Annotated in this window: 18 protein-coding genes; 13 read left to right on the forward strand and 5 right to left on the reverse strand. The window is 72.9% G+C overall.

Going from position 1 to position 22,437, the window contains the following annotated elements:
• Nucleotides 1-4: 4 nt before the first annotated feature.
• The 7 genes from ACZ4VT_RS12355 to ACZ4VT_RS12385 all read left to right on the forward strand — a co-directional run bounded on the left by ACZ4VT_RS12355 (nucleotide 5) and on the right by ACZ4VT_RS12385 (nucleotide 12,515).
• Entirely contained in the window at nucleotides 5-799 is a 795-nt protein-coding gene (locus ACZ4VT_RS12355) for an SDR family oxidoreductase (RefSeq protein ID WP_467948879.1), read from the forward strand.
• Between the two features lie 53 nt (nucleotides 800-852).
• Nucleotides 853-1,113 (forward strand): acyl carrier protein, encoded by a 261-nt coding sequence (locus tag ACZ4VT_RS12360; RefSeq protein ID WP_467948881.1) that lies wholly within the window; start codon nucleotides 853-855, stop codon nucleotides 1,111-1,113.
• Nucleotides 1,113-1,859: a 3-oxoacyl-ACP reductase FabG gene (gene fabG, locus ACZ4VT_RS12365; RefSeq protein WP_467948958.1), complete on the forward strand. Its 747-nt coding sequence runs from the start codon at nucleotides 1,113-1,115 to the stop codon at nucleotides 1,857-1,859. The genes ACZ4VT_RS12360 and fabG overlap by 1 nt, the downstream gene beginning before the upstream one ends.
• Nucleotides 1,860-1,872: 13 nt before the next feature.
• The gene (locus ACZ4VT_RS12370; RefSeq protein ID WP_467948883.1) at nucleotides 1,873-3,168 is read left to right on the forward strand and encodes a beta-ketoacyl-[acyl-carrier-protein] synthase family protein; all 1,296 of its coding nucleotides are present in this window, start codon (nucleotides 1,873-1,875) and stop codon (nucleotides 3,166-3,168) included.
• Nucleotides 3,165-4,349 (forward strand): beta-ketoacyl synthase N-terminal-like domain-containing protein, encoded by a 1,185-nt coding sequence (locus tag ACZ4VT_RS12375; RefSeq protein WP_467948885.1) that lies wholly within the window; start codon nucleotides 3,165-3,167, stop codon nucleotides 4,347-4,349. Before ACZ4VT_RS12370 ends, ACZ4VT_RS12375 begins: the two co-directional genes overlap by 4 nt.
• Before the next feature lie 109 nt (nucleotides 4,350-4,458).
• The gene (locus ACZ4VT_RS12380; protein ID WP_467948887.1) at nucleotides 4,459-10,713 is read left to right on the forward strand and encodes a type I polyketide synthase; all 6,255 of its coding nucleotides are present in this window, start codon (nucleotides 4,459-4,461) and stop codon (nucleotides 10,711-10,713) included.
• The gene (locus ACZ4VT_RS12385; protein WP_467948889.1) at nucleotides 10,710-12,515 is read left to right on the forward strand and encodes a beta-ketoacyl [acyl carrier protein] synthase domain-containing protein; all 1,806 of its coding nucleotides are present in this window, start codon (nucleotides 10,710-10,712) and stop codon (nucleotides 12,513-12,515) included. The genes ACZ4VT_RS12380 and ACZ4VT_RS12385 overlap by 4 nt, the downstream gene beginning before the upstream one ends.
• A gap of 82 nt (nucleotides 12,516-12,597) precedes the next feature.
• Here the strand turns inward: ACZ4VT_RS12385 and ACZ4VT_RS12390 are convergent, their stop codons facing one another.
• A complete protein-coding gene (locus tag ACZ4VT_RS12390) occupies nucleotides 12,598-12,852 on the reverse strand; it encodes an acyl carrier protein (RefSeq protein ID WP_467948891.1) in 255 nt (84 codons plus the stop codon).
• A gap of 200 nt (nucleotides 12,853-13,052) precedes the next feature.
• Between ACZ4VT_RS12390 and ACZ4VT_RS12395 the strand changes: the two genes are divergently transcribed.
• Complete coding sequence (locus ACZ4VT_RS12395) at nucleotides 13,053-13,751, forward strand: lysophospholipid acyltransferase family protein (RefSeq protein ID WP_467948893.1); 699 nt, start codon at nucleotides 13,053-13,055, stop codon at nucleotides 13,749-13,751.
• Between the two features lie 34 nt (nucleotides 13,752-13,785).
• Here ACZ4VT_RS12395 and ACZ4VT_RS12400 read toward each other — a convergent pair whose 3' ends face one another.
• Both ACZ4VT_RS12400 and ACZ4VT_RS12405 read right to left on the reverse strand, forming a co-directional pair.
• The gene (locus ACZ4VT_RS12400) at nucleotides 13,786-14,556 is read right to left on the reverse strand and encodes a thioesterase II family protein (RefSeq protein ID WP_467948894.1); all 771 of its coding nucleotides are present in this window, start codon (nucleotides 14,554-14,556) and stop codon (nucleotides 13,786-13,788) included.
• Between the two features lie 194 nt (nucleotides 14,557-14,750).
• The gene (locus tag ACZ4VT_RS12405) at nucleotides 14,751-15,551 is read right to left on the reverse strand and encodes an AfsR/SARP family transcriptional regulator (protein ID WP_467948896.1); all 801 of its coding nucleotides are present in this window, start codon (nucleotides 15,549-15,551) and stop codon (nucleotides 14,751-14,753) included.
• Nucleotides 15,552-16,561: 1,010 nt separating this feature from the next.
• On the opposite strand from ACZ4VT_RS12405, the gene ACZ4VT_RS12410 reads away from it, so the two are divergent.
• Nucleotides 16,562-17,101: an AMIN-like domain-containing (lipo)protein gene (locus ACZ4VT_RS12410; RefSeq protein ID WP_467948898.1), complete on the forward strand. Its 540-nt coding sequence runs from the start codon at nucleotides 16,562-16,564 to the stop codon at nucleotides 17,099-17,101.
• A gap of 279 nt (nucleotides 17,102-17,380) precedes the next feature.
• Here the strand turns inward: ACZ4VT_RS12410 and ACZ4VT_RS12415 are convergent, their stop codons facing one another.
• Both ACZ4VT_RS12415 and ACZ4VT_RS12420 read right to left on the reverse strand, forming a co-directional pair.
• Nucleotides 17,381-18,253 (reverse strand): hypothetical protein, encoded by an 873-nt coding sequence (locus tag ACZ4VT_RS12415; protein ID WP_467948900.1) that lies wholly within the window; start codon nucleotides 18,251-18,253, stop codon nucleotides 17,381-17,383.
• A gap of 93 nt (nucleotides 18,254-18,346) precedes the next feature.
• Nucleotides 18,347-18,802 (reverse strand): peptidase inhibitor family I36 protein, encoded by a 456-nt coding sequence (locus ACZ4VT_RS12420; RefSeq protein ID WP_467948902.1) that lies wholly within the window; start codon nucleotides 18,800-18,802, stop codon nucleotides 18,347-18,349.
• A 522-nt stretch (nucleotides 18,803-19,324) separates the two neighbouring features.
• On the opposite strand from ACZ4VT_RS12420, the gene ACZ4VT_RS12425 reads away from it, so the two are divergent.
• The 4 genes from ACZ4VT_RS12425 (at nucleotide 19,325) to ACZ4VT_RS12440 (ending at nucleotide 21,987) form a co-directional block, all read left to right on the forward strand.
• A complete protein-coding gene (locus tag ACZ4VT_RS12425; RefSeq protein ID WP_467948904.1) occupies nucleotides 19,325-20,164 on the forward strand; it encodes a hypothetical protein in 840 nt (279 codons plus the stop codon).
• Nucleotides 20,161-20,673, forward strand: a complete 513-nt coding sequence (locus tag ACZ4VT_RS12430; protein WP_467948907.1) for a hypothetical protein — start codon at nucleotides 20,161-20,163, stop codon at nucleotides 20,671-20,673. Before ACZ4VT_RS12425 ends, ACZ4VT_RS12430 begins: the two co-directional genes overlap by 4 nt.
• A gap of 96 nt (nucleotides 20,674-20,769) precedes the next feature.
• On the forward strand, nucleotides 20,770-21,156 hold the full coding sequence (locus tag ACZ4VT_RS12435) for a nuclear transport factor 2 family protein (protein ID WP_467948909.1): 387 nt from the start codon (nucleotides 20,770-20,772) through the stop codon (nucleotides 21,154-21,156).
• 360 nt (nucleotides 21,157-21,516) lie between these two features.
• A complete protein-coding gene (locus ACZ4VT_RS12440; protein WP_467948911.1) occupies nucleotides 21,517-21,987 on the forward strand; it encodes a hypothetical protein in 471 nt (156 codons plus the stop codon).
• Nucleotides 21,988-22,437: the final 450 nt, after the last annotated feature.

The raw sequence follows: 22,437 nt of genomic DNA on the forward strand, positions 1-22,437 counted from the left end.
ACACATGCTGACTTCCCTCAAGGGCTCCTGGTGCCTGATCCTGGGCGCCTCCAGCGGCATGGGCCGGGCCACCGCACTGGCCATGGCCAAGGAGGGCGCGAACGTCTTCGGCGTCCACTTCGGCACGGCGGCCCAGCAGGAGGAAGTCGACGAGCTGGTGGAGGAGCTGCGCGCCACGGGCGTGCAGGTGTCCTTCCACAACTGCAACGCCGCGAGCAAGCAGACCCGCGCCGAGCTGGTGCCGCTGCTCGCCGAGCTGGCCGGGCCCGAGGGCGTACGGGTGCTGCTGCACTCCCTCGCCTTCGGCAGCCTGCTGCCCTTCCTCCCGCAGGAGGGCCAGGAGGACGTCATCACCCCCCGGCAGATGGACATGACCGTCGACGTCATGGGCCACAGCCTCGTCTACTGGGTGCGCGACCTGTACGTGGCCGGTCTGCTGCCGCGCGGCGCCAAGGTGTTCGCGCTCACCAGCCGCGGCGACGGCCGGGTGATGCCCAGCTACGGCGCGGTGTCGGCCGCCAAGTCCGCCCTGGCCTCGCACGTGCGCCAGCTGGCCGTCGAACTGGCGCCCTCCGGCGTCTCGGTGAACGCCCTGCGCGCCGGTCTGACCCTCACCCCGGCGCTGCTGCGCATCCCCGGCAGCGACGGACTGGCGCGGTACGCCACGGAGTCGAACCCGCACGGGCGGCTCACCGTCCCCGAGGACGTCGCCGAGGCCGTCGTCATGCTCTCGGCCACCGACTCGTCGTGGATCACCGGCAACGTCATCGACGTCGACGGCGGCGAAGGCCTCGTCTGACCACCGTCCCGCACCGCACACCCCACCCCACTCCACCCCAGGAGAGAACGATCATGCCCGAGCAGACCAGCACCGCCCTGGACATCGAGGAACTCCGCTCCACCATCGCGGACATCCTGGACGTCGACGCCTCCGAGGTCACCGACACCGCCGACTTCAGGGAGGACCTGGACGTCGACTCCCTGCTCGCGCTGGAGATCCTCGTGACCCTGGAGCGCAAGTACGGCGTGAAGATGGAGGAGTCGAACCTCCAGCTGATGCGCTCCCTCGAGATCGTGCACGAACTGCTGGCCGAGAAGCTCGGGACCGCGTGATGCCGCAGGACGGCCGCAAGGTCGCCGTGGTCACCGGCGGATCGCGCGGGATCGGCCGGGCCGTCGTGGAGCGGTTCCTCACCGACGGCTACGACGTCGCCTACTGCTACCGCTCCCGGCCCGCGGACGCCGACGCCGTGGAGCGCCTCGCCGCGGAGCACGGGGTCCGGGTCTTCGACGCGTCCGTGGACGTGACGGACGCGGAGGCCGTACGCGGCTTCCTGGACCGGACGCGGGAACGGCTCGGGGAGATCGACGCACTCGTCACCAGTGCGGGCATCGTCCACGACGGCCCGCTGGTCACGATGGGCGCGGACGCCTGGAACAGCGTCGTCGACACCAACCTGAACGGCACCTACCACGTGTGCCGCGCGGCGGTCTTCGCCCTCATGAAGCAGGGCCGGGGCAGCATCGTCACCCTGTCGTCGGTGGCCGGGGTGCGCGGCAGCGCCACGCAGGCCAACTACGCGGCCGCCAAGGCCGGGATCATCGGCTTCACCAAGTCGCTGTCCAAGGAAGTGGCCCGGTTCGGCATCCGCGCCAACGTCGTGGCGCCCGGCCTGATCGCCACGGACATGACGGAGGGAATGACGGCGAAGGCACGCGCGGGCGTCCTCGCCAAGATCCCGCTCGGCCGGATCGGCACCGCACGGGAAGTGGCCGACACCGTCGCGTTCCTCTCGTCCGAGCGGGCCGCCTACATCACGGGGCAAGTGATCCGGGTCGATGGCGGCATCAGCAACTGAGGGGGGTGCGTTGATGGCAGCGACGGCGGCAAGGTCAACGACGGCGGCGACGGCGACGGCGCGGACGGAGCCCGTACGGGTCGTCGTGACCGGGCTCGGCGTGCTCACACCGATCGGCACGACCGTGGAGGGGTTCTGGGACGCGGCGGTCCGCGGAGTGGTCGGCACGGGGCCGCTGCGCCGCCCCGACGCGGCGGACTTCCCGGCGAAGCTCGCCGGCGAGGTCGCCGGCTTCGACGCACCGCGCGCCGGCGGTGACCGCAGCCTGCGGCTCGCCACGGCCGCCGCTTCGGCCGCGGCGGCCGACGCCGGGATCCCGCGGTGGACCGGGGACCCGTACCGGGCCGGTGTCTGCCTGGGCACGCTCCTCGGCAGCCGGGCCGGGCTGGAGCCGGCCGTCACCGCCTTCCACCGCGGTGCCGAGCCCGGCGCGGCGCCGCACGGCGCGCAGCGGCCGGCGCCGGACCTCGCGGCCGCGGTCGCCCGCGACCGCGGGTTCCTCGGACCGGGCCTGGCGGTCGCCACGGCCTGCGCCTCGGGCAACAGTGCGCTGGCCCACGCCGCGGACACCATCCGGGCGGGCCGCGCCGACGTGATGATCGCCGGCGGCGTCGACGAGCTGTCCAGCGGCATCATGATGATGTTCGCCAGCCTGCGGTCGCTCGCCCCCGACTTCCTGCGGCCCTTCGACCGGGCCCGCGCCGGGCTCGTGGTCTCCGAGGGGGCCGCCGCCCTGGTCCTGGAGTCGTACGAGCACGCGCGCCGCCGCGGCGCGCACATCCACGCCGAACTGGCGGGCTGGGCCTCGGCGTCCGACGCCCACCACATGACGGCCCCGCACCCCGAGGGCAGCGGCGCCCGCCGTTCGATGCTGCGGGCGCTGGAGCGGGCCGGTATCTCCCCCGACCGCGTCGACCACGTCAGCGCGCACGGCACCGGCACGCCCTCCAACGACCGGATCGAGGCGCAGGCCCTGCGGGCGGTCTTCGGCGCGCGGACGCCCGCCGTGACCTCGCTGAAGGGGGCGCTCGGGCACACCCAGGGCGCGGCGAGCGCCATCGAGGCGGTGGCGTGCGTACTGGCGCTGCGCGACGGCGTGATCCCGCCGACGGCCAACCTGGTCGACCTCGACCCGGAGTGCGACGTGGACGTCGTGCGCGGGGCGGCGCGCGAGACCCCGGTGCGCGTGGCCGTCAACAACGCCTTCGGCTTCGGGGGCAACACGGCGTGCACCGTCTTCACCCGCATGGACAGCACCACGCGCACGGCCACGAGCACGGCCACGAGCACCGCAGGGAGCGCACGATGAGCCCGCACGGCCCCACGGCAGCCGTCACCGGCATCGCCCTGGCCAGTCCGCTCGGCGGCAGTCTCGACGCGACCTGGGAGGCGCTGCTGGCCGGCCGGACCGGTTTCACCGAGACGGCCGCCACCGACGGCCTGTACCCGGGTCCGGTGCGGGCCCTGTCCGGCGCGCTCGCCGACGACCTGCCCGACGTACCGGCCTTCGGCCGCAAGCGGCTGCGGGCGCTGAGCCGGGAGTCCCTGCTGGTCTCCCGGGTCGGCATGCTCGCCTGGCAGGACGCCGGGTTCGAGGCGGCGACGACGCCCCACCCGGAGGAGACCGCCGTCGTGCTGGGCACCGCCGCCGCCGGCCTGTCGGGGTACCTGACGGTGATGCGCGACGGCCTGACCCTCGGCCCGGAGCTGGTCAGCCCGTACGCCGGCCCGCAGGGCAGCCTGAACGCCGCGGCCTCGGACCTGTCCATGGCCTCCGGTGCGCAGGGCAGCATCCTCACGGTCACCGCCGGGCGCTGCTCGGGGGCCCATGCCCTGGCCGTCGCCGCCGACCACATCCGTACGGGGCAGGCGCAGGCCGTGCTCGTGGCGGCCGTGGACGTCCTGGATCCGCTGCGGCTCGCCCGCGGGCCGGCGCGGGCCCCCCGGCCGTTCGCCGCGGACCGCGCCGGCGCTCCGCCCGGCGAGGCGGCCGTGGTGCTCGTCGTCGAGGACACCGCGCGGGCCCGGGCGCGGGGCGCCCGGGTGCACGCGGAGATCGCGGGCCTGAGCGTCCTGCGGGGCGGAGTGGACGGCGGGAGCGCCGCCGCTCCCGCGATCGCCGCGGCCCTGGCCGATGCCGGTGTGCGCGCCGGGGAGCTGTCCCTCGTCTGTTGCTCCGCCGCCGGTGCCCGGGACACCGACCGCGCGGAGGCCTTCGCCGTGCACGGGGCCGTCGGCTCCGGGGCCGCCGTGTACAGCCCCTTCGGCGCCCTCGGGGACTGTGCGGGCGCCGGGACCCTGCTGCAAGTGGCGCTGACCGCGCGGGCGCTGGCCGAGGGGCGCACCCCGCCCACGGCGGGCCTGGCCGGCCCGGATCCGGACCTGCCCGTCCTCGCGACGTCGAGCGCCCCGCGCGAGCCGGCGGGCGGACCCGCCCTGGTCCTGACCACCGACGACGACGGCCAGGCCGCGGCCCTGGTCCTGCGGTAGGGCCCCCGGTCCCGCCCGGCCCGCCCGGCCCCCCGGCCCGCGGAGACGAACCCACGAACCCATCAGGGAGAACCGGACCTCCGGGACCCCTGCCGTACGGAGGTAGGAAGTGCATCACGACCCGGCTGAGCCGATCGCCATCGTGGGGATGGCGGGGCGGTTCCCCGACGCTCCCGACACGGACCGGTTCTGGGACCTGCTGATGGACCGCGGCGACGCGATCCGCCCGATCCCGGCGTCCCGCTGGAACACCGATGAGCCACTGGACCCGGAGAAGGAGATCCAGGGCCACGGCGGTTTCCTGGAGAACATCGACGCGTTCGACGCCGCCTTCTTCGGGGTCTCGCCGCGCGAGGCCGAGGTGCTCGACCCGCAGCAGCGGCTGATGCTGGAGACCAGCTGGCTGGCGCTGGAGGACGCCGGCGTGCCCACCGCGAGCCTCGCCGGCACCCGTACCGGCGTCTACTTCGGCGGTCTGTGGCAGGACTACGAGCGGCTGCGCGAGGACCGCGGCGCCCGCCCCACCCAGCACTCCATCTCCGGCAACGCGCTCGACATGCTGTCCGCGCGCATCTCGTACTTCCTCGGCCTGACCGGCCCCAGCCTGACGCTGGAGACCGGCTGCTCCTCCTCCCTGGTCGCCCTGCACCTGGCCTGCCAGGCCATCCGCTCCGGCGACGTGGACGGCGCGCTGGTCGGCGCGGCCAACCTGATGCTGACCCCGGACGTGACGATCGGGCTCACCCACTTCGGCGGGCTCTCCCCGAAGGGCCGGTGCAGCGCCTTCGGCGCCGGGGCCGACGGGTTCGTCCGCGGCGAGGGCGTCGCCGCCGTCTACCTCAAGCCGCTGGCGCGGGCCCGCCGGGACGGGGACCGGGTGCACGCCGTGATCGTGCGGACCGCCGCGAACAACGACGGCGGCGGGACCAGCCTGGTGACCCCCAGTCAGGCCGGGCAGGAGGACCTGCTGCGCCGCGTCTACCAGGACACCGGCATCCCGCTCGACCGGGTCGCGTACGTGGAGGCGCACGGCACCGGCACCCGGGCGGGCGACCCCGTCGAGGCGACGGCCCTCGGCCGGGTGCTGGGCCGGGCCCCCGAGCGGGCCGGCCGGCCGCTGGGCATCGGGTCGGTCAAGACGAACATCGGGCACCTGGAGCCCGTGGCGGCGCTCGCCGGCCTCTTCAAGGCGGTGCTCTCGCTGAAGAACGGCGTGGTGCCGCCCAGCCTGCACTCCGCGGAGCTGAACCCTGACATCCCCTTCGACGAACTGGGCCTGGAAGTCGTGCGGGAACCGCTGCCGCTGCCCGAAGACGGCCCGGTCTACCTGGGCGTCAGCTCCTTCGGCTGGGGCGGCACCAACGCCCACGCCGTGATCACCGCCGCCCCGCCGGCCGACACCGGCGACACCACCTCCGCCGGCGCGGGCCACGCCGCCGACGGGTCCGCGCGGCGTCGCCCCGGCGCGCCCTTCCTGCTGCCGCTGAGCGCCCACAGCCAGGCCGCGCTGCTGCAGCGCGCCCGCGACGTGCGCGCCGCCCTCGACCGGCCCGGCGCCGATCCTCGGGAGATCGCCGCGACGCTGGGCTGGCAGCGCGACCAGTTCCCCTTCCGGACCGGGCTGATCGCCACCGACGGCGACGGGCTGCGCGCCGCGCTCGACGCGTACGCGGCCGAGCCGGACGCCACCTCGTCCGGCACCGTCACCGGCCGCGCCCGCGAGCGCGGCCGTACCGCCTTCGTCTTCCCCGGCCAGGGCTCGCAGTGGGCCGCCATGGGCGCCCGCCTGTACGTCGAGGACCCCGCCTTCGCGGACGTGATCGACCAGTGCGCCGCCGCGCTCGCCCCGCACACCGCGTGGTCCCTCACCGATGTGCTCACCGGCCGGGACGGCGACGCCTGGACGGGCCGCGTCGACATCGTCCAGCCGGTGCTGTGGGCCGTGTCCGTGGCCCTGGCCGCCGCCTGGCGCGCGGCGGGCGTGGAGCCGGACGTCGTCGTCGGCCACAGCCAGGGCGAGATCGCGGCCGCCACCGTCGCCGGGATCCTCTCCCTGGAGGACGCCGCCCTCGTCGTGGCCCGGCGCAGCGCCGTCCTGCTGCGCACCGCCGCGGGTACCGGCCGCATGCTCGCCGTGGACCTCGACGCGGACTCGGCCGTCGCGGCCCTGGAGGGCTTCGAGGACTGCGTGGCGCTCGCCGTGCACAACGGCCCCCACTCCTGCGTGCTCTCCGGCGACGGCGACTCGGTGCTGCTGCTGAAGGAGCTCCTGGAGGCGGACGGCACGTACTGCCGGATCGTCAACGTGGACTACGCGTCCCACAGCCCGCTCATGCTCGAACTCACCGACGAACTGCACGAGGTGCTGGCCCCGGTGCGGCCCGGCACGGCGCGGATCCCGCTCATGTCCACGGTGCGCACCGCGGTCCTGGACGGTCCGGAGATGGACGGCGCGTACTGGGTGGAGAACCTGTGCCGCCCGGTCATGTTCGCGGAAACCGTCGACGCGCTCCTGGACGAGGGCGTCACCCACGTCGTGGAGGTCAGCGCCCATCCGGTCCTGGTGCCGGCGCTGGAGCAGATCGGCGCGCTGCGCAAGGAGCCGCCGGCCGTCCTGGGCACCCTGCACCGGGACCGGGGCGCCCCGGAGGACCTCGCGGAGAGCTTCGCGGAGGCCCACGTGGCGGGTCTGACCCCGTACGGCCCGCGCCCCCGCTCGCGCGACGCGGGAGTGCCCGCGTACCCGTGGCAGCGCGAGCGCCACTGGGTCGGTGCGGCGCAGCGCGGTGCGGGCCGTTCGGCCGCCTTCGCCTTCCCGCTGGTCCCGCTGCCGACCGAGGCCGGGACCTGGCACGGCACCGCCGAGATCGGCACCGGATCCCACCCGTGGCTCGCCGACCACCGGGTGCACGACGCCGTCGTCGTGCCCGCGGCGGCCACCGTCGAGCTGTGCCTGGGCACGGCGGCCGCCCGGACCGGCGGCGTCCCGCAGTCGCTGCGCGGCCTGTCCTTCCTGAGCGACATGACGCTCACCGACGGCGGGCTGCACCTGGGCGGCGTATGGCGGGAGGACTCCGGCGAGGGCGCCGGCCTGGAGGTGCTGTCGCTGGCCGACGGGGCCGACGGCTGGACCCGGCACATGACGGCGCACGCCTCCTACCGCGGCGAGCAGGCCTTCGTACCGGAGTTCCCGGCCGCCCTGCTGCGGGAGGCGGCCGTCGACGGCGCCGCGTTCTACCGGGCCTGCACCGAGCGCGGGCTCCAGTACGGCCCCGCCTTCCAGGGCGTACGCGAACTGCGCGTGCGCGGCGAGGAGGCGCTCGGCCGGGTGGTCCTCGCCGAGCAGTGCCGGCCCGGCGCCCGCCGGTTCGTCCTGCACCCCGCCCTGTGGGACGGCGCGTTCCAGCTGTCCCTGGCGCTGTGCGGGCACGTGGACACCGTGGTGCCCGTCGCCATCGAGCGGCTCGCGCTGCTGCCGGGACGGCCCTCGGACCTGACCGAGCTGTGGGTGCACGCCCTGCGGCGGGCCGACGGGCTCTTCGACCTGGCCCTGTACGGATCCGACCGCCAGCCCGTCGCCCGCGTCACCGGGCTGGAGCTGCGCCGCCTGCGTTCGGGCGAGCGGGCCGCGCCGTCCCCCGAGCGGGTACACCGCTTCGGCTTCCACCAGCGGGAGTACGCGGGGCCCGGCCGGGAGCAGGGCCCCTGGCTGGTGTGCGGCCCGGAGTCGGCCGGGGAAGCGGCCCGGGAACTGGCGGGCGCGCTGGGCGCCGCCGCCGTGACCCCGGACCGGCCCGCGGCGGCCGACGGCACGGTGTGGGCCGGGGCGCTGCGGGCCGTGGACGGCGGCGAGGTGGTCTTCGTCGCCCCGGACCGGGCGGCGGGCGAGGCGGAGCAGCGGGCGGGCCTGACGGCCCTCGGCGCGCTCGCGGTCGCCTGCTCGGACCGGCCGGTGGCGCCCCGCCTGACCGTGCTGACCACGCGGGCGCAGGCGGCCTCGGCCACCGAGACGCCCGATCCCGGCGCGGCCCTGTACTGGGGCTTCGGCCGGGTGCTGCAGGGCGAGCACCCTGATCTCGCGGTCCGGCTCGTGGACACCGCGGGCGACGGCCCGTGGGCGTCGGGCGTCGTACGCGAACTGCTCGACGCCGAACGGGAGGACCAGGTCCTCCAGCGCGCCGACGGCCTCCGGCTGGCCGGCCGCCTGGAGCGCGGCGGCCACCGGCCGGACGGGGCCGGGGCTCCCCTGCCGTTCACGGTCCGCCAGCCGTTCCGGCTGCACCCCGGCCCGCGGCCGGGCCTGTGGGAGTCGCTGCGCTACCTGCCGCTGACCCGCCGCACGCCGGGACCGGGCGAGATCGAGATCGAGGTGGACGCGGCCTCCCTCAACTTCATCGACGTCATGAAGGCGGTGGGCACGTACCCCGACGAGGCGGGCGGCAAGGAGCTGCTCGGCGGGGACTGCTCCGGCCGGGTCGTCTCGGTGGGGCCCGGCACGGCCGGGTTCCGTGTCGGCGACCGGGTGGTGGCCTGCGTCTTCGGCGCGATCGTCTCCCACGTGACCGTACGCGCCGACCACGCACGGCCGGTGCCCGCGGCGATGACCCAGGAGGACGCCGCCGCGCTGCCGCTCGTCCTGGCCACCGCCTGGTACGCGCTGCACGACCTGGCCCGGGTGGAGCCGGGCGAGACCGTACTGGTCCACTCCGCGGCCGGCGGTCTGGGCCTGGCCGCGGTGCAGGTGGCCCGGCTGCTGGGCGCCGAGGTCATCGCGACGGCGGGCAGTGCGGCCAAGCGCTCGTACCTGCGGGAACTGGGCATCGAGCACGTCTTCGACTCGCGCGACCTCTCCTGGGCGGACGCCGTGCGCGCCCGCACCGGGGGCCGTGGCGTGGACGTCGTCCTCAACTCGCTGACCGGCGCCGCCATCGCGCGCGGACTGGAGGTGCTCGCCGAGGACGGCCGCTTCGTCGAGGTCGGCAAGAAGGACATCCACGGGGAGCGCACGCTGGGCCTCGCGCCGTTCCGCAAGGGCGTCAGCTTCGCGGCCGTGGACCTCGAAGGGCTCGTGATGCGGCGCCCCGAGCGGTTCGCCCGGCTCTTCCGCGCGGTCTGGGACGCGGTGGAGGCGGGCCTGCTCACGGCGCTGCCCGTCACCCACTACACCTTCGACGACGCGACGGAGGCGCTGCGCGCCATGTCGCACGGCGACCACATCGGCAAGTTCGTGCTGTACGGGCCGCAGACCGTGGACCGCGTGGTGGCCGATCCGCTGCCGCACGGCCGGTTCCGCCCCGACGGCACCTACCTCGTCACCGGCGGTCTCGGCGACCTCGGCCTCTCGCTCGCCGAGCACCTGGTGGCGCGGGGCGCGACGGCCTTGGCCCTGCTGGGGCGTTCGGCCCCGACCGAGGAGGCCGCGGAGCGCGTCGCGGCGCTCCGCACGGCCGGCGCCCGGGTGTCGGTGCTGCACGCGGACGTCGCCGACGCCACGTCCCTGGGCCTGGCCCTCGCCCGGATCCGGGCCGAACTCCCGGCCCTGCGCGGGGTCTTCCACGCGGCGGGCGTCCTCTCCGACGCCGTGGTCCGCAACCTCGACGCGGCGGGGGTGGCCCGGGTGCTGGCGCCCAAGGCCGACGGGGCGGCCGAGCTGGACCGGCTGACGGCGAACGATCCGCTGGACCTCTTCGTGCTGTTCTCCTCGGCGGCCGGGCTGGTCGGCAATGTCGGGCAGTCCGCCTACGCCGCGGCGAACACGTACATGGACGCGCTGGCGGCGGCGCGACGGGCCGCGGGGCGCCCCGCGCTCAGCGTCCAGTGGGGCACCTTCGACGGCATCGGCCTCGCGGCCCGCGCGGCCGGCCGCGGCGACCGGCTCGCCGACCGCGGCATGGACGGCTTCGAGGCCGCCGAGGCCTGGCAGGCACTGGAGTCGTTCCTCGGGGACGGCGAGAGCGTCGTGGGGTACGTCGCCCTGGACCCGCGCCGCTGGTTCGAGACGTACCCGGCGGCGGCAGGCCGGCCCAGCTGGAGCCTGCTGCGCGCCACCAGGGACCCGGCGGCCGGCTCGGGCGGCGACTTCCGGCAGCTGCTGGACGGTTGCGCCGCCGAGGACCGGCTCTCGGTGGTAGAGGAGCGCGTACGCCGGCTCGCCGGCCGGGTGCTGCGGCTGCCGGCGGAATCCATCGACCGGGAGACCCCGCTGAAGTCCCTCGGGCTGGATTCGCTGATGAGCCTGGAGCTGCGCAACCGGCTGGAGGCGGACTTGGGGCTGCGGCTCTCGCCGACGCTGCTGTGGACGTACGGCGCCCTGCGGCCGCTGGCCGGGGCCCTGGTGGAGCGGCTCGCGGAACAGGAGGCATGACAGTGGGACGACACGACACCACCGAGACGGCGGGGACGGCCCCGGCAGCCCCGGCGGCCCCGGCAGCCCCGGCGGCCCCGGCAGCCCCGGCGGCCCGGGCCACTCCGGTCAGCCGGGCCATGGAGACGATCCGCGCCCTGCGCGAGGAGCTCGCGGCCCTGCGGGGCGCGCAGCCGATCGCCGTCGTCGGCATCGGCCTGCGGGCCCCCGGCGGGATCGACGACCTCGACGGCTACTGGCGGGCGCTGGCCTCGGGAGCGGACGCGGTGCGCCCGATCCCGCCGTCCCGGCGCGCTCCGTTCGGGGACGCCTGGGACGACGTACCGCACCGGGGCGGATTCCTCGACGAGGTCCTGGAGTTCGACGGCCCGTTCTTCGGCGTCGCGCCCCGCGAGGGCCGCTCCCTCGACCCGCAGCACCGGATGCTGCTCGAAGTGGCGTGGGAGGCCCTGGACGACGCCGCCATCCCGGCCGCCCGGGCGGCCGCCGCCGGGACCGGTCTGTACGTGGGCATCACCGGCCAGGACTACCGGGAGTGGATGCGCGAGGGCCCCGACTCGTACTGGGCCACCGGCAACGGGCACTGCTTCTCGGCCGGCCGGCTCGCGCACACCCTGGGGTTCACCGGTCCGGCCATGGCCGTGGACACGGCCTGCTCCTCCTCGCTGGTCGCGGTCCACCTGGCACGGCAGGCGCTGCGCGCCGGCGAGTGCGACGTCGCCGTGGCCGGCGGGGTGAACCTGGTGCTGTCCCCCCACGGGACGGACCTCGCCGCGCGTACGGGCGCCCTGTCCCCCGACGGGGTGTGCCGGCCCTTCGACGCGCAGGCCAACGGTTTCACCCGCTCGGAGGGGTGCGGCATCGTCGTCCTCAAGCGGCTGGCGGACGCCGTGCGCGACGGCGACCGGGTGCACGCGGTGATCCACGGCTCGGCCGTCAACCACGACGGGCGCGCCTCCGGGTTCACCGCCCCCAACGTGCGCGCCCAGACCCGGCTCGTCGAGCGGGCGCTGGCGGACGCCGGCCTCGGCCCGGCCGACATCGGCCACGTGGAGGCCCACGGGACCGGCACCTCGCTGGGCGACCCGATCGAGGTGGAGGCCCTGGCGGCGGCCCTGGGCCGGACGAGCTCAGGGGCTCCCCTCCTGCTCGGCTCCGCCAAGGCCAACCTGGGCCACACCGAGGCGGCCGCGGGCGTGCTCGGCCTGATCAAGGCGGTGCTGAGCCTGCGGCACCGGGCGGTCCCGCCGGTACCGCACTTCACCACGCTCAACCCGCGCATCGACCTCTCGGGCACGGGCTTGCGCATCCCCACGGAACTGGAGCCGTGGCCGGCGGACGCGGGGGCGTACGCGGGCGTCAGCTCCTTCGGCATGAGCGGCACCAACGCGCACGTCGTGCTCGGCGTGGCCGGGGAGCCGGCCGCGGCCGGACCCGGGCCGGGCTCCGGGGGCACGGTCGGCGGCTTCGAGGTGTCGGCGCGGACCCCGGCGGCTCTGCGGGCCTACGCGGCGCGGCTGGCGGGCCGGCTGGCCGAGCTCAAGGACGAGGAGTACGCGGCCTTCGCGTACACCGTCACGCACGGCCGTACGGCGCTGGCCACCCGCGTCCGCGTCACGGCGGCGGACCGGCACCGGGCGGCGGCCGTACTGACGGCGGTCGCCGAGGGCCTGGCACCGCCGGAGGCCGAGGAGATCGCGGCGGGCACGGAGCCCGGGTTCGCGGACCTGCCGCGCCGGGTCCTCGACCTGCCCGCGTACCCGTGGGAACGGCGGTACTACGCGCCGGTGTTCACGGAGTAGGGCGGGTACGGGAAAGGGCCGGTCCCGGACTTGTGGTCCGGGACCGGCCCCGTGCCCCGGGGGCGGCGGCAGCGGTACGGGGTCAGGCCGCGGCCGCGCCGCCACGGATCAGGGCGACGACCCCGGCGACCGTGATGTCCTTGGTCAGTGCTTCGAGGGGGACGTCGACCGCGAACTCGCGCTTGATGGACGCCGTGAGCTCGACGACACCGAGGGAGTCGATCTCCAGCTCCTCCAGCCGGGCCTCGTCCGTGACCGCGTCGGGCTCCGCCCCGAAGTCGACGAGTTCGCGCTCGACGAAGGCACGGACGGAAGCAAGATCGGCGGGCTGGAGCACAACATCCTCGTCTCTGAATCCTGATCGGTGAAACGCGCAAGCAGCCTAACAACAGCCGGAATGGCTGGCACTAAAGCGCTGCTTTCTCCGGTCTGACCGCGCGGCTAAATCGGTCTTGTCCGCCCTTTCGGGCCACTTGCCCATTCCCGTATGTTCCCGTTGGACGCTCGGTCGAGACGTTCAGAGAGGGAGACCCGAACATGCTCCGGATGCTGCTGAGGCGGCTTCTCCTCATTCCGCTCACGCTCGTCCTGCGACCCCGGGTCACCGGTGTCGAGAACGTGCCGGAATCCGGCCCCTTCGTCATCGCCGCCAACCACCTGTCGTTCTTCGACTCCATATTCATCGCCCTGCTCACCCCGCGGCCCCTCTACTTCATCGGCAAGCAGGGGTGGCTCGACATGCCCGGCCTCAAGGGCCGTCTGCAGGGCCTGTTCTTCCGCTCCGTCGGGATGATCACCGTCGACAGCACGAGCGGCTCGGCGACCATGGCGGGCCTGGAGACCTCGCTGCGCATCATGGGCGAGGGGCACGGGGTGGGCGTGCACATCGAGGGCACGCGCTCGCCCGACGGCCGCCTCTACAAGGGGAACACCGGCACGGCGTGGATCGCGCTGCGCAGCGGGGCGCCGGTGATCCCGTGCGGCCTCGTCGGCACCGAGCGGGTGCATCCGGCCGGCGCCAAGCGGCTCTACGTCGCGCGCTTCGAGGCGCATTTCGGCGCCCCGATGACTTTCCCCGAGCATTCCGGGTGCGCCTCCGACCGCCGGACGCGGCGCGCGGTGACGAACCGGATCACCCAGGAGATCTCCGCGCTGTCCGGCCAGGAATACGTGGACACCTATGCGGCGACCGTGAAGAGCCGCGCCGCCTCGGCCGCCGGGCCGCAGGGCGGCTGAACGGCCGGGGCGGAGCGGCGGCGGGGCAAGGTTCTCAGCATTCCGCGGTGAGGGCCCGGCGCAGGATGTCCCCGACCTCGCCCTTGTTCTCCTGGGCCAGCAGGAAGAAATGGTCCCCGGGGAATCGGCGCACCCGGCACGGGCCGCTCGTGTGCGCGGCCCAGCCGTCGAGCGGCTCGTGCGGGACCAGCGGGTCCGCCGTGCCGCCCAGTACGTGCAGCGGCACGTCGAGGCGTACGTCCCCGAACCCCGCCGCGGCCTCCCGGCTGAGCGCGAGGTCGGCCCGCAGCACCCGCGTGACGTGCGCCAGCATCTCCGGGTCCCGGAGCACCCACTGCGGGGTGCCCCCGCCCTCGCGCAGCAGCCGTACGGCGTCCTCCTGAGTGGCCGTCGCATGCGCCCGGCGCGCGGTCCCGCCGGGCACCTGGCCGCTGACGACGGCCGCGCGGCACTGCACGCCGAGGAGGAGGGCCGCGCGGACGGCGAGGAGCGCGCCGAGGCTGTGCCCGAACACCACCGTGGGCAGCGGGTCGCGGCCGAGCACCTCGTCGGAGACGGAGTCCAGCACCTGGTCGAGCCGGCAGCCCGGAGGCTCGCCGAAGCGGCGCTCCCGCCCGGGGAGCGACAGGCCGAGCACTTCCACGTGCGCGGGCAGCGCCTCGACGACGGGGTAGAGCGTGCTCGGGCCGGACCCGGAGTGCGGGAACACGAGGAGGCGCAGGCGGGGCGCGACATCCCCGTGCGGCCGCAGCGGCGGCCACCAGGGAACGGCGGGGGAATGCCCGGCGACACGCGACCCGACCATCAGTGGCTCTCCTCGTTGCTCGTGTCCTCGACCCGATCGCTCCGGATCGCTTCGAATCGCTCTGGATCGCTTCGAATCGCTCTGGATCGCCCCGCGGTCGCCCCGCGGTCGCCCCGCGGTCGCCCCGCGGTCGCCCCGGGGCGCCCCGGGGCGCCCCGCGGTCGGTTCAGCCTATGCAGTGGGCCGCGCCGCCATCACGCGGCGCTGACTCCGACCAACTGGTCCGCGCCACAGTCGTCGAGGGCGGGGGCGTGCGTCAGGATCGCGTGCTGGAGGCGCTGGAGGCGCGGCGCGGGCTCGATCCCGTGGTCCTCGACCAGGTTGCGCCGCACCTTGCTGTACGTGGCCAGCGCCTCGGCGGTCCGTCCGCTGCGGTAGAGGGCCACCATCAGGTAGGCATAGAGGTTCTCCCACGTCGAGCGGTCGTCGAGCAGGGCGTAGATCTCGCCGACGAGAGCCTTGTGATTGCCGAGTTCGAGTTCGAGCTCGAAACGCTGCTCGTGGGCGAAGGAGCGGCGCTCGTCCAGCCGCCGGCCGAGGGACTCGAAGGCCGGTATGGCGCGCAGGTCTTCGAGGGCCTGTCCGCGCCAGAGCGAGATCGCCTGGTCCAGGGTCTTCGAGGCCCTTTCCCGGTCACCGGCCCGGCGGAACTCCCGGGCGATCGCCAGCAGTCGGTCGAATTCGTAGACGTCCAGATCGCACCCGACGAGCCGCAGCCTGTAGCCGGGCGGCTGGGTGGTGATGAGCGCGGCGGCGTCGAGGTCGAGCGCCTGGAGGTGCTTGCGCAGTTTGGACACGTAGACGTGCAGTGCGGTGGAGGCGGTCTGGGGAGGGGTTCCGGACCAGAGGGCCTCGATCAGCCGGCCGGAGGACACGGCTTCACCGTGGTGGGCGCAGAGATAGGCCAGCAGGGAGCGGAGCTTGAGTGCTCTGGGCGATACCTGGGCTCCGTCCTCTGTCTCTATCTCAACCGGTCCGAGCACTTGGAACTTCACGGCATTTCCCCCTGGTAGATCTCTTTGCCACGAAGGGGACGCGCACGACTGATCCGCATCGCGCAGTCCCCCTCCGCACCCATCGATCTTCATTGCGTATGCAGATCGAGTCAAGCGGCCCAACTCGTATCTGAGGAACACTTGAGGTGGGGGGATGAGCCATATCTCACACTCAATTCCGGATGACTCAGCTCCACTTTCCAGACCTGCCCGGCAGGCTATTTTTCGCCAGCACACCGCACAATTCAAGCCAAATTCAAACGGCGTGAAACGCACCCCGGGCGACCGACGGAACAGCCCGGAACCGGACATCTCGCAGCGTGATCCGGACGCCCCGGCGGCCACCCGCAGGACCGGCCCGAGCCCGCGCCGCAAGGGCCCGGCAGCGCTCGGGGCACCGCGCGGGGACGGCGGCCGAGCCCCCGCCCAGCGGAGCGGCCGCATCCGCCGGTCCCCGGCCGAGACCTCCGGAAAACCCCTCCAACCTGGGGCTACTTACGGGTATGGTCCCGGCAGACACCCGCCTTTCGGTGGTCCTGTGCCAGATCGGCGACGCCGCCGGCCGGCACGACCACCGCAAGCGGTTGGCGCGTTGACGCACCTGCTCGGCGGGACGGGGGGAACCTCCGCCGAGCGGTGCGAAACCCGTTCCGCACGTCGGATCCGGGCCGAACGCGCGCCACGGCACCACGGCTCGCGAGCGCATGACCGACCACCTCGCGCGCGCCGTTCCACCCGGTCGGCGCAGCGGTCCATCTCGCCGCGCGGCCGACGTACACCATCCCCCCGCTCGACGGCATTCACGTCGTCCACGCCGAATACAGGGGGGTACGGGCAGGTGAGGATCGGGCTTCGGATGCCGAATCCGGCAAGGCGAACCAACCCCCCGAACCGCGCGCAGCACTTCGCGTCCGCAACTCCGGACCACATGTCGCCATGAGACCAATTCGCACAATACGAGCATGATGAGGGGAAGTTTTCTCGTGCATTCCAAAAAGGTAATTCGCCTCTTGGCCTCCACCGTCGCGGTCGCGGCGAGCGCCCTGTGCATGGCCGTGCCCCAGGCCCAGGCGTCCGCCCTCCCGGCGCCGGCCGGCGTCACGGACGCGGCCTCCGCGACCGCCGCCCCCGACTGCCAGGGAACCTGCGTACTCGGCGTCCGCGCCGCGACCCACCCGGGCTTCGACCGCTTCGTGATCGACCTGGGCGAAGGGCCGGTCCCGCAGTGGACCACGACCACCCAGACCACGCCGCTGACCTGCTGCGGCGAGGAGGGAAGCGAGCACGTGGTCCCGATCACGGGCAAGCAGTACCTGAAGATCAAGCTGTCCCCGGCGACCGGGTTCGACTTCACCACCCTCAAGTCCGTGTACACCGGCCCGAAGTACCAGAACTACACCTTCAAGAGCCTCAAGGGGCAGGGCCTCACCGGCGCCACCGATCCCGAGGCCCGCGAGTTCAACATCGGACTCGCCCTCGGCGACCACTCCTCGTACCGGATCTCGAAGCTCACCGCTCCGAACCGCATCGTGGTCGACATCAACCACTGAGGTTCCGGCACGCGGTACCGATCCCCCGTCACACGCCTTTGACCGGCGCGGACTTCCGACTCGCGGTGAACATCGCCCGAAAGCAAGCCGGCCGGCGCACCTACATGCAGGTCCACTACATGCAGGGTCCACATCGGCAGGAGCCACGTCGACGGACAGGTTCTCGGACATCCACTGCGGCTGGGCCGTCGCTCTCGAATCGGGCGGATCCCCGATCCGAGCAGCGGGAAGGGCACGTCGACTGCCGTCGGCGTGCCCTTCCGGTGGGTTCCGCGCGCGCTACTGCCCGGCCCGGGCGAGGATCGTGCGGGCGGCGTCGACCTGCTGCTTGTGCCGCTCTTCCAGCACCGCCAGCGCGTCACCGTGGGCCGCCAGTTTGGTCTGCTGGATCCCGGCCTCCACGGCCAGCCACGTGTCGACCAGCTTCGTCTCCTCCTTGCAGGCCACGTCGGCCACGGCCGTGGTGACCTCCTGCGGGGTCGCGCTCGGCCGGCCCGTGAAGTCGTCCGCCGGGTCCAGGGGGGACGCGTAGCTGTGTCCCTTGCCCTTCATGCACGCGGACCAGTCGGCGACGACGTTCTTCACCTCCGGTGCGGACCGCGATTCCTCGAACGCGCTGACCGAGATCTCCTGGGCCGTCTTCGCCGCGGCGGGCGGCTCGGCGTCGCCGCGCAGGGCCCTGCCCGCCTCCGCCACGCAGCCGCCCTTCGGAACCTCGTGCCCCTTGTACGTGCCGACGTCGCCCGTGAGGACCTGCCAGGCCTCGTCGGAGGGCTTCTTCAGCCCGAGGTCGGACGCCTTCGCGGGGTGGTAGCCGCGGGTCTGCGCCTCGGTCTTGTCCAGGATTCCGTACCTGCGGTCGGACGAACCCGCCGGACTTTCCGAGACCGTGTCGTAGGGAAGGCCGTACCGGCTCATGCACTCGGCCATGGCCCGTCGCTCGGCCTTCGAGAGCAGGGTCGACTCTTCGGTGGTGAGGCTGTAGCGCGCGATCGGCAGCCGCGCGCTCGGGCCCGGGGCCCGTGGGGCGGGAGCCGCGGCGGGTGCGTCGGCGCCGGCGGGCCGGGACTCCGGCCCGCGGCCGCCTCCGGCGCTTGCGCCGCTGTCACCGCTCGCGCAGCCGGCGACGGCGAGGACCAGACCGAGGCACAACGCCCCGAGGGCGACCCGGCCGGGCCGCCCCCTTCTCCTTGAGCATGAGTTCACTGCGTACGCCTATGCCTCTGGGGATGCGTCGAGGGCCGGTCAGTTGAAGACGTAGCAGCCGTCGCCCTTGCCGGTGTAGGCGGACGCGTTGTCGTTGTACGTGTTCACGAGCTTCGAGGCCGACTTGTTCGGCGCGATGGCATCACAAGGGCCGTCGTACCAGCTGTTGTAGTAAATGCTCACCCAGAAACCCTGGGAGGTGTGGTTCTTGGCCGAGGCCGCATTGTTCTTGATTTCCTGGCCCTGGCCCGCACCGCCGGTCAGGAATTTGTCGCTGGAGGCCATGACGGGCACGCTGGTGGTGCCCTCGTAGTACGAATAGGAGCCACCGAATCCGCTGTTGTAGAACAGCTGGAGACACTGCCCGTAGGAGCGCAGGTCGGAGCAGTTGCTGCCCAGCATGGAACTGGCACTCGCCGGCGCCGCCATGGCGAGACCCGCACCTGCGAACGCGGAAAGGGCAGCGGCCGTGGCCGCCACACGCTTCAGCTTCATTTCTTCCCCCATTTGTGACTGCACCCCTTGATCCCAAGCGGCCATCGGCACCCTAACCCGGGGTGATCGGAAACTCGTTGGAATATTCGCCGAAAACCTTCCCCGCATGGCCGAGAACCGCCCAGACCCAGCACTGGGCGAGCCGCGCCGCCACCCTCCAACCTGGCGCTCACCTGCGAAGACTCACCATGTCTCGCCAAACCAACCAACACGTCTCCCCCACGAACTAAAAGCGGAATGGCCTGTTCGCCCCGCTCGATTCGGCGAAATCCGATCCGGAATCACTCACCCCGCAAGCGCGAAAGTCTTCACAATCGGAACTCGCCGGGGCGGGTACCGTGAGCGCGGCCCGAAATGCTTGAAGCCCCCCTCCGCCGAAGCTCGGCAACAGACCGATCATGCGAAAGGCCCTTCACGTTGAGACCGATCAGAGCCATGGCGGGTACCGCCACTCTCGTGGCACTCCTCGCCGCATGCGGAACGCAACAGGCGGGTAACCCGCCTCAGGACCCGGGTGCACCGGTGAATGCCGCACCCGCACGGATGGCGCTCGACCAGATTCCGTCGGCTCCCACCAAGGGCCTCGCCGTGGGACTCACGCTCCCGCTGGACGAATTCACCGCCAAGCCCGCGGACGGATATGCCTGGAAGGTCGCCGTACAGGACCAGTGGCGGTCCTGCATGGCACGCTACGGATTCAAGAACTTCGGCCCGCCCCAGGCTTCCGACCAGGCGGCGCGGACCCAGGCGGACGCGACCATGGGGCGGCGCTACGGCGTCTCCGACCTCGAGGTGGCGAAGAAGTACGGGCACCACCTCCCGACCGACATCAAGGAACCCGCGCGCTGGGAGCCCGCTCCCGGCGCCGAGACCGCGGTGTTCACCGGCAAGGGACCCGAGCTCAAGGGCAACACCTACGCGGGCAAGGAAGTCCCCCAGGACGGCTGCCGCGGCGAAACCCGCCGGATGTTCCCGGTGCCCCAGACCCCGGAGGCCGAGACGGTCGGGGTCCGGGTCTTCGACGAGACCAAGAGCGACCCGGACGTCCTCAAGGCGTTCGCGCAGTGGTCCTCCTGCATGAAGGGGAAGGGCTACCAGCAGAGCCACCCCCTCGAGGACCTCCGCTCCCTCGGCATCCCCGTCTCCTCCCCGACCGCCGGCAAGGAAGAGATCGCGCACGCGGTCGCCGACGTCGAGTGCAAGCAGCAGACCAACCTGATCAAGGTCTGGAACGGCAAGGAGACCGAGAAGCAGCGGAAGGCGATCGAGCAGAACGCGCCGAAGCTCACGGAGGAGCGGGCCGTGAAGGACAAGAACGCGGCGAAGGCCGCGCAGGCGTACACCGTGGCAGGGAACCGATGAACATCATCAAGAGAATCGCCACCGTCGCGGCAGTCGGCGCCCTGAGCGCGCTGTCCCTCTCGGTGACCCCGGCGTCGGCAGCCACCGTCTACGAGGGGGACGCCTGCTCCTCGAACGGCAACCGCTACTGCTTCGCCATCCACTTCAACAGCCGGGGCGGACAGACCTGGTACTCCGCCAGCCCCTGCTTCGTCTCGGACGGTGATATCCCGGACTACTTCGGCTACTCGCCCAACGGGGCGACCCTCGTCCGGTACGTCTTCCGGCCCGGCCAGATCAGCGGAACCGTGTCCGCCTGCACGATGACGAACGAGGGCAGCGGCCAAGGCGTCAAGAACAACGCGGCGTCGGCCTCGAACGGCGAATGCGTGGCCGACTACCGCGTCTACTTCAACTCCGGCTACAGCGGCCCGAGCCAGAGCTTCGCCCCGAACTGCGGCGACTACTGGCCGGCCGAGAACCTGGTCTCCGGCCTGTACAACGAGAACGCCTCGCACGACCGCTACTAGCCCACCCCGCCCCCGTGGTGCCCCTCCCCCGAAGAGGGGCACCACACCGCAGTACCGCACCGTGACGGTCACGGCAGCCTGGGCGAAGATGCGTCGATGAGCCAAGAGACCGACGCGGTGAGCGAGGCGATCGCGGCCGAGCTGCGCCTGATGGACCCGGGCGTGCGCACGTCGCAGTCGCTGACGCGGCCCCTCCTCGACCCGCACTTCGTGGAAGTCGGCGCCTCCGGCCGCCGGTGGACGTACGAGGAAATCCTCGCCGCGCTGCCCGAGATGGACGGAGCGGCAGCGGACGGACCGCGCTACGAGCCCACGGAGATCACCGGCGTCCTGCTGGCGCCCGGGCTGGTGCACCTCACGTACGAGACCACGATCGCCGGGGCCCGGGCGCGGCGGAGTTCCCTCTGGCGCAGGCAGGAGACGGACTCCGAGTGGCGGATGTACTACCACCAGGCCACACCCGTCCCACCCGACGGCGCATGACCACGGCGCCCGGGAACGCCAGGCGCGATGGATCACAGATGCGGATCAAGCACCACCCGCTACACTGACCGCGGTGGCCCGGCCTCACAACCAGGTCTCCGCACCCTGCCTTCGTGGGATCTGTGGGAAATCAGATCGCCGCAGATCAGGGTGAATGCGCTGGCAGGCCACCAAACGCGCCAGGGCATTTTTCCCAACGAGCATCCGTGTTCGCGCAGGTCACGCCAGGCCCCACGTCCTCCACGGGCTGCCACTTGGAGCGCTGGCTGGAGCACCTCAGCCCGACCCCCTGGCACGTCAGCTCACCCACCTGGCACCGCAGGGATTGCTACTCAAATAGCAGTACGTGAGGCTTGGGACGTGACACCACACGCCGCCCCTTGGGTGCCCTGGCCCCGCTTCGATCGCCGCGCATATCTCCTCCTGCTGGACGACCAGCGCAGGCTCCTGCTGTGCGGTGGATGCTGCGGCGGCTGGACCGTCCCGCAGGTCCGCATGACGAGCGGAACACAGTTCGTGGAGTCGGCTGTCCGATTCCTGGACGAGCAATTCGGATTGACGAATCCACGCTTCGGCTCCGTCTACGGAGTCCGACAGTCGCGCGCCGGCGACAACTGGGAGTTCGATCGCGTGACGGCGGCACGCGTCTTCATCGTCCGCATCAGCGACGCCGAGGGGGCGGCAATCGTGCAGAGATCGCCCGCACACGCTCGATGGGGTGTCTCGGACATACGAAGGCGGAGGCGGGAGATCCACCCTGAGGGCATCGTCCTGCTGACCACCGGATACGTCGAGGGGTGGATTCCCGGCGGCCCTATCTCTCTTTGTTGAGCTCCTGCGAGTTGTACCCCTGGTTGCCGGCGGCAGCACTTCATCGGGGTGTCAGAACCCGCCCTGCACGAAGAGGATGTCCGAGGGCGAGCCGGTGACCAGCTCCATCTGGTCACGCCAAATGGTCTCGAGAATGTCCCTCATCCGACCACCGCGCGACCGCTGGAGCTCCCGCAGGTGGTGCTCATGTGCGTCCTCCCTGCGGTGCCGGGGGACACCGCCACGGGCATGCGCCCGTACCTGCTGAAACAACTATCAGAAACCAGATAGTGACGATCAGTCAGTGGATCAATCAGTGGGAGGCAGCGCTCACCGCCGACCTGACTGGCCGGCGATTCACCGCGCCCCTCCCTGGGATGCAGCTGAGCGATGCCCGACCACCACCGCGCCGAGCTGCCGGTCGCCCCCTGCCGATGGCGGCAGGACGCGGCGGCCTTGGAGGACAGCTCC

It is taken from the genome of Streptomyces sp. NPDC029164, assembly GCF_055563995.1.